Annotated in this window: 16 protein-coding genes; 12 read left to right on the forward strand and 4 right to left on the reverse strand. The window is 65.8% G+C overall.

Features of this window, described 5'->3' with window-relative positions; all coding sequences use genetic code 11:
• Nucleotides 1-66: 66 nt before the first annotated feature.
• The 3 genes from NXY83_RS16065 to NXY83_RS16075 all read left to right on the forward strand — a co-directional run bounded on the left by NXY83_RS16065 (nt 67) and on the right by NXY83_RS16075 (nt 950).
• A complete protein-coding gene (locus NXY83_RS16065) occupies nt 67-291 on the forward strand; it encodes a hypothetical protein (RefSeq protein ID WP_258803203.1) in 225 nt (74 codons plus the stop codon).
• Between the two features lie 87 nt (nt 292-378).
• Nucleotides 379-612: a hypothetical protein gene (locus NXY83_RS16070; protein ID WP_258803204.1), complete on the forward strand. Its 234-nt coding sequence runs from the start codon at nt 379-381 to the stop codon at nt 610-612.
• A 74-nt stretch (nt 613-686) separates the two neighbouring features.
• Nucleotides 687-950 carry a GlsB/YeaQ/YmgE family stress response membrane protein gene (locus NXY83_RS16075; protein ID WP_258803205.1) on the forward strand — a complete coding sequence of 88 codons (264 nt, stop codon included), beginning with the start codon at nt 687-689 and terminating at the stop codon, nt 948-950.
• A gap of 100 nt (nt 951-1,050) precedes the next feature.
• Here NXY83_RS16075 and nhaA read toward each other — a convergent pair whose 3' ends face one another.
• A complete protein-coding gene (nhaA, locus tag NXY83_RS16080; protein WP_258803207.1) occupies nt 1,051-2,403 on the reverse strand; it encodes a Na+/H+ antiporter NhaA in 1,353 nt (450 codons plus the stop codon).
• 234 nt (nt 2,404-2,637) lie between these two features.
• Between nhaA and NXY83_RS16085 the strand changes: the two genes are divergently transcribed.
• Genes NXY83_RS16085 through NXY83_RS16095 form a run of 3 tightly spaced genes read left to right on the forward strand, consistent with a single transcriptional unit; the run spans nt 2,638 to nt 4,857 of the window.
• Complete coding sequence (locus NXY83_RS16085) at nt 2,638-3,408, forward strand: CHRD domain-containing protein (protein WP_258803208.1); 771 nt, start codon at nt 2,638-2,640, stop codon at nt 3,406-3,408.
• Nucleotides 3,409-3,432: 24 nt separating this feature from the next.
• The gene (locus tag NXY83_RS16090; RefSeq protein ID WP_258803209.1) at nt 3,433-4,140 is read left to right on the forward strand and encodes a class F sortase; all 708 of its coding nucleotides are present in this window, start codon (nt 3,433-3,435) and stop codon (nt 4,138-4,140) included.
• A gap of 48 nt (nt 4,141-4,188) precedes the next feature.
• Entirely contained in the window at nt 4,189-4,857 is a 669-nt protein-coding gene (locus NXY83_RS16095; protein WP_258803210.1) for a hypothetical protein, read from the forward strand.
• A gap of 44 nt (nt 4,858-4,901) precedes the next feature.
• Here the strand turns inward: NXY83_RS16095 and NXY83_RS16100 are convergent, their stop codons facing one another.
• Both NXY83_RS16100 and NXY83_RS16105 read right to left on the reverse strand, forming a co-directional pair.
• Nucleotides 4,902-5,870 (reverse strand): IS481 family transposase, encoded by a 969-nt coding sequence (locus NXY83_RS16100; RefSeq protein ID WP_258803211.1) that lies wholly within the window; start codon nt 5,868-5,870, stop codon nt 4,902-4,904.
• 109 nt (nt 5,871-5,979) lie between these two features.
• On the reverse strand, nt 5,980-6,651 hold the full coding sequence (locus NXY83_RS16105; protein ID WP_258803212.1) for a PAS and ANTAR domain-containing protein: 672 nt from the start codon (nt 6,649-6,651) through the stop codon (nt 5,980-5,982).
• Nucleotides 6,652-6,950: 299 nt separating this feature from the next.
• Between NXY83_RS16105 and NXY83_RS16110 the strand changes: the two genes are divergently transcribed.
• The 4 genes from NXY83_RS16110 (at nt 6,951) to NXY83_RS16125 (ending at nt 10,523) form a co-directional block, all read left to right on the forward strand.
• Complete coding sequence (locus NXY83_RS16110; protein WP_258803213.1) at nt 6,951-7,148, forward strand: hypothetical protein; 198 nt, start codon at nt 6,951-6,953, stop codon at nt 7,146-7,148.
• 51 nt (nt 7,149-7,199) lie between these two features.
• Entirely contained in the window at nt 7,200-9,305 is a 2,106-nt protein-coding gene (locus NXY83_RS16115) for a heavy metal translocating P-type ATPase (protein ID WP_258803214.1), read from the forward strand.
• A gap of 90 nt (nt 9,306-9,395) precedes the next feature.
• Nucleotides 9,396-9,830 carry a DUF6153 family protein gene (locus NXY83_RS16120; RefSeq protein WP_258803215.1) on the forward strand — a complete coding sequence of 145 codons (435 nt, stop codon included), beginning with the start codon at nt 9,396-9,398 and terminating at the stop codon, nt 9,828-9,830.
• A 72-nt stretch (nt 9,831-9,902) separates the two neighbouring features.
• Nucleotides 9,903-10,523 carry a DUF305 domain-containing protein gene (locus NXY83_RS16125; RefSeq protein WP_258803216.1) on the forward strand — a complete coding sequence of 207 codons (621 nt, stop codon included), beginning with the start codon at nt 9,903-9,905 and terminating at the stop codon, nt 10,521-10,523.
• Between the two features lie 118 nt (nt 10,524-10,641).
• On the opposite strand, the gene NXY83_RS16130 is transcribed toward NXY83_RS16125, so the two are convergent.
• Nucleotides 10,642-11,862, reverse strand: coding sequence for an FAD-dependent oxidoreductase (locus NXY83_RS16130; protein WP_258803217.1), 1,221 nt, complete (start codon nt 11,860-11,862; stop codon nt 10,642-10,644).
• Nucleotides 11,863-12,021: 159 nt separating this feature from the next.
• Between NXY83_RS16130 and NXY83_RS16135 the strand changes: the two genes are divergently transcribed.
• Together NXY83_RS16135 and NXY83_RS16140 are read left to right on the forward strand one after the other, a co-directional pair.
• Nucleotides 12,022-13,200 (forward strand): IS30 family transposase, encoded by a 1,179-nt coding sequence (locus NXY83_RS16135; RefSeq protein WP_258803218.1) that lies wholly within the window; start codon nt 12,022-12,024, stop codon nt 13,198-13,200.
• Between the two features lie 133 nt (nt 13,201-13,333).
• Nucleotides 13,334-14,005 carry a low molecular weight phosphatase family protein gene (locus tag NXY83_RS16140; RefSeq protein WP_258803219.1) on the forward strand — a complete coding sequence of 224 codons (672 nt, stop codon included), beginning with the start codon at nt 13,334-13,336 and terminating at the stop codon, nt 14,003-14,005.
• Nucleotides 14,006-14,225 lie beyond the last annotated feature (220 nt).

Raw genomic sequence — 14,225 nt, forward strand, 5'->3', positions numbered from 1 at the left:
CGGCGGACTGGGGACCGCAATTATGCTCCTCCTGAGGGAGCCTCGTAAGGCGCGAAGGCGGCACCCATGGACGCGGACCGGACGTTTTCCCGCAGCATCCGCCAAGAACTGCGCCACCTGGAACTGCAGCTCCAGGTTTTGGAGATCATCGATGAGATCCTCAGCGGAACCGCCCCCGACGAAGCCGACGCCCGGAGCTCCCTGAGAATGCATGTCAGCCGCAACCCCGGCCAGCCGCAGCGCGCCCTGCTGCTGCACATGTTGAGCGTTGAACGCTCCGACCACGGCTGACTCAGAAAAAACACCCTCCTGAAACACTCCGGCAACTTCGTCAGGGCAAGCGGGGCCTACGGGGACACAACAGCAGGAGGCAGCCCAATGGAAGCACAAGGAGTACGTACCGGTCAGCTCCGCATCGGAGACCACATCGAGGCGTGGCACAGGGGCAAGCTGTTCCACCGGGGCCGGGTTACCGGCGTCGTACCCGCCCTGGAACTGTTCTGGATCCTGGACACGAGGACTGGCACGCGCAAGCTGCTGGACCCCGAAGCCCTTGAAATCCGGCACGTCGAGGCACCCGCCGAAACACTAAACCGGCTTTCACCGGCATAAATCCCGGGCGGGCGGGTACGGTCAGTGCTTAGAATGATGCCGTTGCGGCAGAAACCACGACCAAGGAGCACACCGTGATTGGATTCATCGTTGCCGGCCTGATTATCGGCGCACTGGCCCGCCTCATCAAGCCGGGCAAGCAGAACCTGGGACTGCTCGCCACTCTCCTGCTGGGCCTTGCCGGCTCGGTGATCGGCGGAGTGGTGGCGTCCCTGCTGGGAACCGGGGACATTTTCGAGCTGAACTTCCTGGGCTTCATTGTGGCCGTCATCGCCGCGGTGCTCCTGGTGGGCACAGCCGAAGCCATTGCCGGCCGCCGGAAGTCAGTGCGCCGCTGAGCTGAACCAAAAACGCGGGTCACTCCCCGCCCATTTCCAGAAGGAATTGGGCGGGAAGTGACCCGCGTTGCTTCTTAAGTGCCAGCCTTCGGGAAGGCTGTCAGGAGCGGTCCTGGTAAACGTCCGGGATGCCGTCCTGGTCCGCATCGATTTTCTCGAGCTCCTCGGCCTCCCGGTACTGGCGGTTCCTGGTCCGCAGCACCACGGTTGCCAGCACGGCCGCGAGCACTGACGCGGCGAGGATCCCCACCTTGGCATGGTCGTCATGCAGGCTGCCGTGGCCAAAGCTGAGCTCGGCCACCAGCAGGGAAACCGTGAACCCGATGCCGGCCAGGAGCGCTACGCCGAAGACGTCGATCCACTTGAAGGAGCTGTCTAGGGTGGCCCTGGTCGCTTTCGTCAGGGCCCAGGTGGTGCCCAGGATGCCGACCGGCTTGCCAAGCACCAGGCCCACGATGATGCCCAGGGCCACCGGGTCAGCGAGAGCTGAACCGAGGCCTTCCCAGCCACCCACGGCCACGCCGGCGGAGAAGAACGCGAAGATGGGCACCGCAATGCCTGCGGAGATGGGCCGGAACCTGTGCTCAAAGATTTCGGCCAGTCCGGGACCGGCTCCGGGACCCCCGGCAGCCTGCGAGCGAATCACGGGGACGGCAAAGCCCAGCAGCACACCGGCCACCGTGGCGTGGATGCCGGAGGCGTGGACAAGTGCCCAGGTGACAATCCCGATGGGCAGCAGAATGACCCAGGCTGCCGGGGCTTTCAGGCCAAAGAAGTAACGGAATTTGTGGGCAAGGAAAGCGTAGAGCGCCAGCGGAATGAGGGCCAGCACCAGCGGCGTGACGTCCAGGTCACTGGTATAGAAGAACGCGATGATGCTAATGGCGATGAGGTCATCCACCACAGCCAGCGTCAGCAGGAAGATACGCAGGGCGCTGGGCAGGTGGGAACCGATGATCGCCAGGACTGCCACGGCAAAGGCGATGTCCGTGGCGGTGGGGATGGCCCAACCGCGCAGGGTCTCCGGGCTGGTGAGGTTGATGATCACGTAGAACAGCGCCGGAACAACCACGCCTCCTGCGGCAGCCGCCACCGGGACGATCGACTTGCTGATCTGCCGCAGGTCGCCCGCTACGAATTCGCGCTTGAGCTCGAGGCCCACCAGGAAGAAGAAGATGGCCAGCAGTCCGTCAGCTGCCCACGCCCCCAGGCTCAGTTCCAGGTGCCACGGCTCGTAGCCCATCTTGAAGTCGCGGAGGGCAAAGTAGCTGTCCGACGCCGGGGAGTTGGCCCAGACAAGGGCGATGACGGCCGCGATCACCAGGAGGGCGCCGCCTACGGTTTCCTTGCGGAGGATTTCCCCGATCCGCAGAGCCTCCGAATAAGAGCCCCGGGCAAAGACTGTGCCCCGCGGGGCGGCGGGAGGCGGTGTTGATGGCGGGGTGGAGTTCATAAAGGAGTCCTAACATGTGGGGTCGACAAAACCATGCCGACCAGACTTCCCGGCGCACCTTCGACCCATTCTACGGGCCCGCCGCCGGCACTGGAAACGCGGAACCAGCCGGGCGCCCGGCTCGAACTGTGCTTCATTTCACAAATCCACCCATCCATCCCGCGCACGGCTCCGAAGCACTTATGTCCCTCACCTGGGACAACAACGTCACTTGTATGAGGAGACTGCTTTCCGATGAACAAGACACTCCGCTTTATGGCTGTTCCCACTCTCGCTTTGGGCGTCCTTGCCCTTTCCGGTTCCCCGGCCATGGCCGCCGACCAGTCCTACCAGACCACGCTCGGCCAGCTCAACGGCAGCTCAGCGTCCGGCACCGTCACCGTTGACGTCACGGGCAACCAGGCCCACGTCGTCCTGAATGTTTCCGGCCTGCCGGCAACGTTCATGGACGCCCCGTACCCGCACGTCCAGCACATCCACGGCGGCAAGCAGGGCACCTGCCCGGACCCGTCCGCTGACAAGGACGGTGACGGCGTCATCAACACCACCGAAGGCGACCCGGCCTACGGCCCCATCCTCACCACGCTCTCCACGAGCGGGGACACCAGCCCGGCAGCCGGTACAGACCTCAAGCTCGCCGGCCAGGGCGCTGCCTACACCGTTGACCGGACGTTCGAACTGAATGCCGAGACCAAGGCTTCCCTGGAAGCAGGCACCGCAGTGGTGGTTGTCCACGGCCTTGACCCGGCCACGTTGAGCCCTGCCGCGCAGGCGGCGAAGAGCGACATCGTTCCGAGCCTTCCGCTTGCCGCCACCTCCCCCGCCCTGTGCGGGACCTTGACGGCCGGGCAGATGAAAATGCCCGCAGGCGGAGCAGCAACCGGTATCCCCACCGAAACCGGCACCGACACCGGAGCCCTCGCCATCGGTTCCGGCCTGGCCCTGATCGCCCTCGCCGGCGGAGCCTACGTCGTCCGCCGCCGCAGCACCACATCAGCAGCGTAACGACAGGCTGAACGGATCAATACTGTGACAACCAAGAACCCCGGCCACCGCAGAGGCCCCCGTGCCTTCGCGGCGGCCGGGCTTCTGCTCGCTTTGGCCTTGGGCGGGTGTGGCGCCGGCAGTACAGGAACGCCCGACGCCGGCTCATCGCCTTCTGCTTCCGCCGCACCAACCGCAGCGGCTGCCTCGCCCGCGGCCAGTCCAACAGCTGCGCCTGCGCCCCCTTCTTCAACTCCCGCGGCCCCGGCAGCGCCGCCCGCCGGATCCACATCCCTGTCCAGGTCCGAACCGGTAACCCTCGAGATCCCGGCCATCGGCGTCCGCAGCGATCTGCTCCACCTGGGACTGGAAGAGAACGGCTCCCTTCAGGTGCCCCAGGACGACGGCAACGGCGCCCCGGCCAGCTGGTACAACGGCTCCCCCACACCCGGGGAACCCGGACCCTCAGTGCTGCTGGGCCACGTCAACTCACCAAACGGGCGCGGCGGCGTTTTTGCGGACCTGCGCAAACTCACCCCCGGCGCCGAAATCAGCGTTTCCAGGGCCGACGGCAGCACCGCCGTGTTCACCGTTGACCGCGGCGCCCTCTACCCCAAAGACCAGTTCCCCACCCTCGAGGTCTACGGCAACACCGCTGGCCCCGAACTGCGGCTCATCACCTGCGACGGCTACGACGCCGCCACCGGGGAATTTGACGACAACTACGTCATCTACGCAACACTCAAAGCCTGACAAGCGGCCGCAGAAACCTGAAAGGGCAGCGGCCAGGACGGAAGAGCCATGAAAAACCGCACTCCCCTGCTGGCGTCCCTGGCACTCTCGGCCCTGCTGCTCGCCGGCTGCGCCGCTGCGGTGGGAGCCCCGGGAACCGCCGGGCCGTCGTCGGACGCCTCTTCCTCCGGCGGCGCACCATCAGCCGCTTCGCCGTCGTCCGCGCCAACCTCGTCACAGGGCGGCGGCCACGGCGGAGGGCATCACGACGGCGGCACCTCTTCCCCGCGCCCCAACGCCGACGGTCCCAGCGAAGCTGCCCTGATGGTCTGCGGTGACCAGCCCAAGGACCGCCTCACGTCGATCCTGGACCTTGAGCAGGCCCCGCACACCATCAACGACTGGGCGGACAGCACCTTCACCTGCACCTACCACCTGGACGAAGGGGACCTGGTCATCTCCGTCCAAGAAGCCAAGGACAAGGCCACGGCACTGACCTACTTCGATGCGAAGCAGGCCCTCGCAAAGGACGCCACACCCATCGAAGGCCTCGCCAACCTCGGCTTCCCGGCCTACGAAACCGCCGACGGATCAGCAGTCTTCCAAAAGGACAGCTTTGTGCTCCAGGTGGACGCCACCGATCTCCCGGCCAACCTCGGCCCGGACAACATCACCAGGAACGCCCTGGCCTACCAGCTCTCCACCACCATCCTTGCCTGCTGGATCGAACACCCCTAGCCGGCGCACGCTTGAGGTGAGGCGCCGAACAGGCAGCGCGCGAGCTAGCTGTATTCACCTGAGACGTTGGTGACGCGGCTGGCCGGTGGTTGACCTTTGAGTGAGGTGTGGCCTCGATGATGATTGTAGTGATGGAGCCAGTCGGCGAAAGCGGCAACACGCTCGGTCTCTGATCGGTACGGACGGGCGTAGGCCCATTCGTCGAGCATGGTGCGGTTGTAGCGCTCGACTTTGCCGTTTGTCTGTGGTCGGTACGGGCGCGTGCGTTTGTGCTTGATCTCGGGGCCCAGCGCGTCTTTGAACGCGTAAGAGCGGTAGCAGGAGCCGTTATCGGTCAGGACCCGTTTCACAGTGATTCCGTGAGACTCGAAATAGGCGTTGGCACGTGCCCAGAATCCGGCCGCGGTGTCCTTTTTCTCATCGGGCAGGATCTCCGTGTAGGCGAGCCGGGAATGGTCATCGACGGCGTTGTGCAGGAAAGAGTAGCCCGGGCGCCGATTCGCCGCGGTACCGGTCTTGTTCCGGTTTCCGACGCTTCTGCCGACGCTGCGGTGTCCGCCGCCGTCAGGGATCCGTCCTAGTTTCTTGATGTCGACGTGGACCAGGTCCCCGGGGCTGTGGTGCTCGTAGCGGCGAATCACCCGGCCCGTGGCCCGGTCCAGCCACGACAGTCTCGCCAGCCCAAATCGGGACAGCACCCGGTGCACGGTGGAGGGATGGATGCCCAGCAGATAGCCGATCCGTGCTGGTCCCCATAGGCGGTTGATCCTGATCGCGATGATCCGCCGCTCCCGCCGCATGGAGGTCCGCCGCGGGCACCTGACCGGCCGGCTGGAACGGTCCGCCATCCCGGCCTCACCAAGAGCCCGGTAACGGGCCGCCCAGCGCGCCGCTGTCGTAACAGATACCTGGAATCGTTCAGCCGCCCTGCGAAGGGACCACCCGTCCTCGACCACGCACCGGGCCAGCCGGAGCCGTCCCTTCGGCGTCAGAAGCGCGTTAGCATGGGACATTGAAGACCTCCTTGTGGATCGGACTCTTAGACAAGCCCCACTCCACTTGGAGGTCTTCTTTTTGTCACCTAACCACGCCGCATGTTCCTAACGTCCGTGGTCAATGCACCTAGCCTGCGCGGCGCCGGCCCGCGGACGCGGAGCCCTGCGAGTGGATGGCCCTGACGGCGTTGTCCAGGTAGTTCCGGGCGTTCGGGGAGTTGGCCAGCTGCACCAGCTCCGCGGCCACCACCACCAGCTTGACGTTCCGGTGGCTGCTGGTGCTGACCAGCATCTTGAACGCGTCATCGGCCCCCATTTTCAGCTGGCCCATGAGAATGCCCCGGGCCTGGTCAATGACGCTCCGGGTGGAGGTGGCACCGAGGACGGCGTCCCGGGCTGTCTGCTCCGTCTCGCGCTGCAGGGTTGTGGTGAGGTCCACCATCACGCCCTCCATCTCCGCGACCCTCCCGGCGTCATCAACAATCCCCTCACCGGATGTCAGTACCCGCCGCGTACGCCCGCGGGAGTCGATTATCCGGTGGTACATACAGAAATAGCCGCCGCTCTGCATAACCTGGGCCACGATGGCCTCGCATTTGGGCCGGTCCTCCGGATGCTTATGGGCGTACAGCAGTTCCAGTGTGGGAACCACCTCGCCCCGCTGGTATCCATGCAGCTCGAACATGCCGTCGGACCAGTCGATCTTCCACCCGTCCACATCCACGTGGAATGTTCCGGCGACGCACTCGTTGTCCCCAAGGGCACTCGAAAACGTGTAAGGGCCGTTCAGGTCCGTCACAGGGGCCACCTCCTTGTAGCATCCAGGGCGCCGGCAGAGGGCTCAAGGCTCTGCGGGCGTTCATACAAGTATGGCGGGAGCGGGCTGCAGTTGATAGGGCCGGACGTCCTGTGACCTGAACAGGGGATGCGAAACGGTATCCACTTTCTTGACGATTATACCCCCTGGGGGTATAATCGAAGTGTTGTCAGTGAAGTGGTATGTCCCGGCAGGTGCCCAGCGCCGCCTTCACAGCCGTTCAACCCCAGCGCCCTGCTCTTCCAGCACGGAATCATCCTTCATCAAGGAATGGAACTGACATGAACATCGAAAACCGCACCGCGCTCCCCTTGGCTTCCTCCTCCGGCTGCAGCTGCTGTTCGCCCGCAGCCAGTGCACACAAGGCGCCTGCCGCCGTCGGGATCCCCGCTGCCGGAACATCCGACGCCGGCGCCCCTTCCGATGAGGCCGTCCACGCAGCTGTTACCTCGGCCGGATCTTCCCGGGCCGCACACTGACCTTCCGCGCCCGGCCATTCCGGGCAGCGACACTCCTCCGAGGAGGAAACGATGCAAAACCACACCCAGCACCACCATCACGACGGCGGGCGTCCGGACAGCGCGACGCTCACCGAACCACACGGCCATCCGGATACCCGGCCTGATGACCACACCGTCCACAGCCACGGCCAGCATGCCGGGCACAGCACCGCCATGTTCAAGAACCGGTTTTGGCTCACCCTGGCGCTCTCCGTTCCGGTGGTCTACTTCAGCCCCATGGTGGGGCACATCCTGGGCTACATGGCCCCGATGTTTCCGGGGTCCACCTGGATCCCGCCCGTCCTGGGCACCGTCATTTTCCTCTACGGCGGGCAGCCGTTCCTGAAAGGCGGGCTGCATGAGCTGAGGAACCGGCGGCCGGGCATGATGCTGCTGATCGCCATGGCCATCACCGTGGCGTTCGCTGCCTCGTGGACCACCAGCCTTGGCATCGGCGGCTTCGACCTCGACTTCTGGTGGGAGCTCGCCCTGCTGGTGGCCATCATGCTGCTGGGCCACTGGATCGAGATGCGGGCCCTCGGTTCGGCGCAAGGCGCATTGGACGCCCTCGCGGCGCTGCTGCCTGACGAAGCCGAGCGCGTCACGGACGGCGGCACCGAGACCGTTCCCGTGTCCGACCTCCGCCCGGAAGACCTGGTCCTGGTCCGCCCCGGCGCCCGGATGCCCGCTGATGGAACCGTGGTGGACGGGCAGGCCGAATTCGATGAGTCCATGATCACCGGCGAATCCAAGACCGTGGCCCGCGGCCCCGGTGACACGGTGGTGGCCGGAACCGTCGCTACGGACAGCAGCGTCCGCGTCCGGGTCACGGCCGTGGGCGACGATACGGCGCTGGCAGGAATCCAGCGGCTCGTGGCGGAGGCCCAGGCCTCGTCCTCACGGGCACAGGCCCTGGCCGACCGTGCCGCTGCCTTCCTCTTCTACTTTGCGGCCGTCGCCGGTGTGCTGACCTTCATCGCGTGGACCCTGCTGGGCAGCATTCCGGAGGCCGTAACCCGGACCGTCACCGTGCTGGTGATCGCCTGCCCGCACGCACTGGGGCTGGCCATTCCGCTGGTGATCGCCATCTCCACCGAGCAGGCTGCCCGCGCGGGCGTCCTGATCAAGAACCGGATGGCCCTGGAACGCATGCGCACGGTTGACGTGGTCCTCTTCGACAAGACCGGCACGCTCACCACGGGCGAGCCCGAGTTGAAGGACATCGCAGCTGCCGGCGGAGTGGATCCGGACGCCCTGCTGGCACTGGCCGCCGCCGTCGAATCGGACAGTGAGCATCCCGTGGCACGGGCCATCGTCCGGGCCGCCCGGGAGCGGAACCTGGCCCTGCCCGCAGCTGGCGGCTTTAGTGCACTGACCGGGCGCGGTGTCCGCGCTTCCGTGGACGGGCGGACGGTGCACGTCGGCGGGCCCGCGCTCCTGCGCGAACTGGCCGCCGTCGAGCCTCCCGCCCTGGCTGAATCAACCCGGGGCTGGACGGACCGCGGCGCAGCCGTGCTCCACGTGATCGACGACGGCGGCCGCGTACTGGGAGCGGTCAGTCTGGAGGACGCGGTCCGGCCGGAATCGCGGCAGGCCGTGGCCGCCCTGCAGAACCGGGGAGTCAAGGTAGGGATGATCACCGGCGATGCCCGGCAGGTGGCGCAGGCCGTGGCCACGGACCTGAACATCGACGAGGTGTTCGCCGAGGTCCTGCCCGCGGACAAGGACAAGAAGGTGGCCGAACTCCAGGGCCGCGGCCTGAAGGTGGCCATGGTGGGCGACGGCGTCAACGACTCCCCTGCACTGGCACGGGCCGAGGTGGGCATCGCCATCGGTGCCGGCACGGACGTGGCCATGGAGTCCGCCGGGGTGGTACTGGCCGGCAACGACCCGCGGGCCGTGCTGTCCATGGTGGACCTGTCCCGGGCGAGCTACCGGAAGATGTGGCAGAACCTGGTGTGGGCCACCGGCTACAACATTCTTGCCGTGCCGCTGGCCGCGGGCGTCCTGGCCTTCGCCGGGATTGTCCTCTCCCCAGCAGCAGGCGCCGTGCTGATGTCCGTGTCCACTATTGTGGTGGCGTTGAACGCCCAACTGCTCCGGCGCCTGAAACTGAACCCCTCGGAGGTACGTTAGAACGACGCTCTCTCACCTTTCGCCGCTTTATCCACGACGCTCTCTCACCTTTGACCACCGGCGCTAATCTGCAGGAAGGAGGAACCGCCAGTGACTGCAACCACCCGCCGCCTGGCGGCCCTGCTCGGCAGGACCGGCCTGCTGGCTGTTGTGCTGGCCATCGCGGCCGGAATCCTGGGGATGCACGTCCTGACCGGCGACCACTCCGCGCACGGCGCCGGCTCCCACGTCCCCGGGCACGCCGCCGTCGGCCATCCCCCTGGTGACCATGCCCATCCTGCAACCCACCACGCTGCGGAGGAATCCTTCACTGCCTCCGGTTCCTGCGGCTCCGGCTGCCCGGGAGTGCACGACGCCGGAGTGTCCTGCATCCCGTCAGCCAAGGCGGGAGCGCTCGCCGTCTTCCCGCCGCAGGCCACGGCTGCGGCGCAGCTTGCCCTTGAAGCAGGCACCCGTCCTCCAGCTGCCTACTCCTACATTCCAACAAGTCCCACGCCCTGCGAACTGTCCATCAGCCGGACGTAAACCGGACTGCGCCGCGTGATGCGGCACGCCAGATCAGCCCGGTTAAACTACTTTCCTGAGGACACATCCACCATGAACACGCAGATCAAAACGCTGTCCGTCGCCGCCGCCCTGGCGGCCTCGCTCGGCCTTGCCGGCTGCGCCGCCGAGTCGGGAACCTCCGGCGGCAACGGCATGCACACAAACCACTCCAGCTCCAGCCCCATGTCCAGCATGATGCCGGACGCCGATGCTGCGCATAACCAGGCCGACATCATGTTCGCCCAGATGATGATCCCGCACCACGCCCAGGCCGTAGAGATGAGTGACATCATTCTTGCCAAGCCGGACCTGCCCGCTGAGGTCACCGCCCTTGCCACCAGGATTAAGGACGCCCAGGCTCCCGAAATCGAGACCATGACAGGGTGGCTGGAGAGCTGGAAGGTGCCCACCATGATGAGCGACCACTCAGGGCACGGCATGTCCGGCATGGTGGACGAAGAAGGCATCGACAAGTTGAAGGCAGCGACGGGAACGGATGCCGCCCGGCTCTTCCTCGAGCAGATGATCGGACACCACGAAGGCGCCGTTGAGATGGCACAGCAAGAGATCGGAGCCGGGAAGTTTCCCGAAGCCGTCCAGCTCGCCCGCGACATCGTCGCTGCACAGGAATCCGAGATTGCCGAGATGAAGCAGCTGCTGACCACTCTCTGACCCCGAAAGCTCTCTCACTTCCTGCCACAAACCGCCAGCCCTCTCTCACCTCCTGCAAGGTGGGTGGGAGAGGGCCCGGGTGGGACCCGCCAAAAGGCTCCGGTGGGAGTACCCCCGATCAACCCTTACCGGTGTTGACGTGTTCGGGGCGGATGCCTATGCCGACAAACCGGGCCATGACGCGGCGCAGCAGCGGTGAGGCAACCCGGAGAACCCCAGGGACCCAACGGGGCGCGACGCGGTTGCCGGTGGTTGCCCGTGCGAGCGCCCTGTGTCCGGCACGCTGAAGCCGCTGCATGATCTTCACCGGCTTTTCGCGCCGCCGCTGCACGCCCGCGAGCTTTTTGCGTGGGGCGGTCCCGGCCGCGAGGTCTTCCGTGATGGCGTTGGAGAGCGCAACGGCGTCCTGGATGGCGAAGTTCACCCCAACGCCAAACATTGGTGACATCGCGTGGGCGGCATCGCCGATGGCGATAAACCCGGGGCGGTGCCAGCGCCGGAGCCGGTTGATCCGGACGGAGAGGAGCTTGACCTGGTCCCAGTCCTTCAAGGCATCGACCACCGGCAGCAGGACGGGCGCGGCGTGCGTGATCCGTTCACGGAGGGCGCCCAGCCCAGCCTTTTCCAGTGCTTCAAAACCGCCTTTGGGAATGACCATGCCCGCCTGGTACCTGTCGCCACGGTCAATGGTGAGGACCATCCCCTGCGACGAGATATAGCCGAGCGTTACAGGCGGCGGCTTGGGCGGTTTGGGAAGGCCGAACCACAGCACGTCGATAGGGACACCGAACTCTTCAGGTGTTAACCCGGCCGCAGCGCGCAGGACCGAAGCACGCCCGTCCGCAGCGACGGTCAGCGTCGCCCGGATCTCACTCCCGCCGTCGGGTTGGGTGGTCCGCACGCCCCGCACCTGGTCCTGGTCCATGATGAGTCCGGTGGCCTCTGTGCTCATGCGCAGCTCGAAGTTGGGGTAGGCGGCCGCCTCCCTGGAAAGGAAGTTCAGGAAGTCCCACTGCGGAGCGAGAACCAGGAAGTTGTCCGGAGTCGGCAGGGTGCGGAAGTCAGCGATTGTGATGCGCTGGCCGTCCACCACGGCATCGATGGTGGACAGCTGCGTGAGTGGCAGTTGCAGGAACTTCCCGCGGAGCCCGAGTTCGCCCAGCAGGGTCACGGTGGACGGATGAACGGTGTCGCCCCGGAAGTCACGAATGAAATCTGCGTGCTTCTCCAGCACGGTGACCTTCAGGCCGGCCCGCGCAAGCATGTAACCGAGTACCATCCCGGCCGGGCCGCCCCCGGCAATCACGCAGTCACGTTCGGGACGGTCCTCATCAGCCATGTCGTCCTGCCTGTTCTCCGCCTCTGATCTGCTTCCATGGTGGCGGCAGTGGGACTGATTGGGTAGAGAGAGCGTCCGGGGAAAATCTGCAGGACGTGAGAGAGCATCCCTGGCGGGTTCAAGGGGTCATTGCAACACCTGAGTGATTGGGGTGTTGTTATGGGCTTTGGTCGGCCTGAGATCTTGCGTGAGGTGGCTCGGGTTTTCTGGGAGGCGAGGTCTTCTGGAGCATCTGATGAGTTGGCGGCGGAGGCGGCCGGTCTTTCCCCGTCAGCGGCCCGGGTGATCGTCCGTCAGCATGGTGGGGTGAATCCTGCAATTAGGCCTGCCTGCCGACGGTTCTTGTCCTTCCATGAACGCGAGCTGATTGCCGTGTGGCGGGCCGCCGGATGCGGGACACGTGAGATCGGCCGGCGTTTGGGCCGGAGCCCGTCCACCATCAGCAGGGAACTGGGCCGGAACATCCGCAATGAAGGCAAGCGCCCCTACCTGGCGTCCTCGGCGCAGAACCGGGCGCAGAAGCTGGCACGCAGGCCTAAGACCCGGAAGCTGGCCGTTAATGAGGCCCTGGCACTCTACGTTGCCGGGATGTTGACGGCCCGGGAACGGTTGTCCCCGGAGCAAATCAGTGCCCGGCTGCGGATCGATTTCCCCGATGATGAGAGCATGCGCATCAGCCCCGAGACGATCTATCAGTGCATCTATATCCAGGGCCGCGGCGGGCTGAAGGCCGAGCTTGCCGCTGCCCTGCGGACGGGCCGGGCCGTGCGCCAACCGAACCGGCGGGCCGGGAACCGAAAGCCCCGGGTCCCGAAGGAACTACTGATCAGCGAACGCCCCGCGGAGGCCGAAGACCGGGCTGTGCCCGGACACTGGGAGGGCGATCTGATCATCGGTACCCCCGGCACCGGGGCGATCGGAACACTCGTGGAACGCAGCAGCCGCTTCGTGATGCTCCTGCACTTGCCCAACGGACACACCGGCGAGCAGGTACTGGCCGCCATCCATGAAACCTTGCCTACGCTCCCGGCTCAGCTGCGCCGGACCCTCACCTGGGACCAGGGCGCGGAGATGGTCGGCATTCACGAACGCGTCAAGATAGCCACCGGAGCGGACGTCTACTTCTGCGACCCTCACTCACCCTGGCAGCGCGGCACGAACGAGAACACCAACGGACTCCTGCGCCAGTACTTCCCCAAAGGCATGGACCTCAGCACCGTCACCCCCGAGGACCTCGACTACGCCGCCGCGGGCCTCAACGGTCGCCTACGCAAAACCCTCGGCTGGAAAACACCCGCCCAAGCCCTCCAACAAATACTGGAAGAATCAGCAGCATAGAACGTGTTGCAACCACCACTTGAATCCGCCCCTGGTAAAACCGCGATAAGTGAGGGAGCGTCGGGCGGTTGCATGTTAAGTTGAAAGGCACGGACTCACTGGTCCGCGCACCAGCTGGAAAAGAGACATCTCCTTGGACACATCCGCACCAGTAAGAATCTTGACCGTCTGTACCGGCAACATTTGCCGCTCCCCCGTGGCCGAACGGCTGCTGCAGGCAGGACTCGACCAGGTGGTGCTTGGCGGCTTCCAGGTGACCAGCGCCGGCACCCGGGCAATGGTGGGATACCCAATGCAGCCCATTTCCGCCAACATCGTCCGAACTTTTGGCGGCGATCCGGAGGGCTTCCTGGCACGCCAGCTAACCCCCCAGATCCTGCGCGGGGTGGATCTGGTGCTGACCATGACGTCCGGGCACCGTGGTGAAGTGCTTCAACTGGACGCGTCGCTGCTGAAGCGGACCTTCACCATCCGGGAGTTCGCGCGCATGCTTGACGTCTTAGACGGGCAGGCGTCCGCCTCCGGGGGGCAGGTCCCCGTTATTCCTGCCGCAAAAGGGACCGACGACAACGATTCGCTGGCTGCCACCGCGGCCTTTTGGAAGTCCCTGCCCGCCAGGGCCGCCGGGGTGCGGCACCTCGCCCTGCCTCCGGATGCTGCCGATAACGACATCATCGACCCCTACCGGCGTTCGGCCGAGGTGTATCGGCAGATGGAGGACGAACTGGCTCCCGCCATCGTCTCCATCCTCCGCCACGCCCGCCTCAATGCCCCGGTTCGCGGGAGCCGCGCGGGTTCGCTGTAACGTTCCGGCGGACCCGGCACCTCCCGCGAACCCGTTAGAAGCCCGGTTGGCCCGCGTCCGCCGTCGTAATGTTGCCCTGCCGTCACTGCGGATTTCTCTGCGGGTTTTCTGCGGATTTCCCCGATGTGTGGCCAGGCGGGCCGATGCTAATTTTCGGGAATGGCCATACAGCCGAACCTTCTGACCAGCGAACCTTCGACTCCCCCCACGCCAGGGGACC

This window comes from Pseudarthrobacter sp. NS4 (assembly GCF_024758005.1).
In the GTDB taxonomy this organism is placed as follows: domain Bacteria; phylum Actinomycetota; class Actinomycetes; order Actinomycetales; family Micrococcaceae; genus Arthrobacter.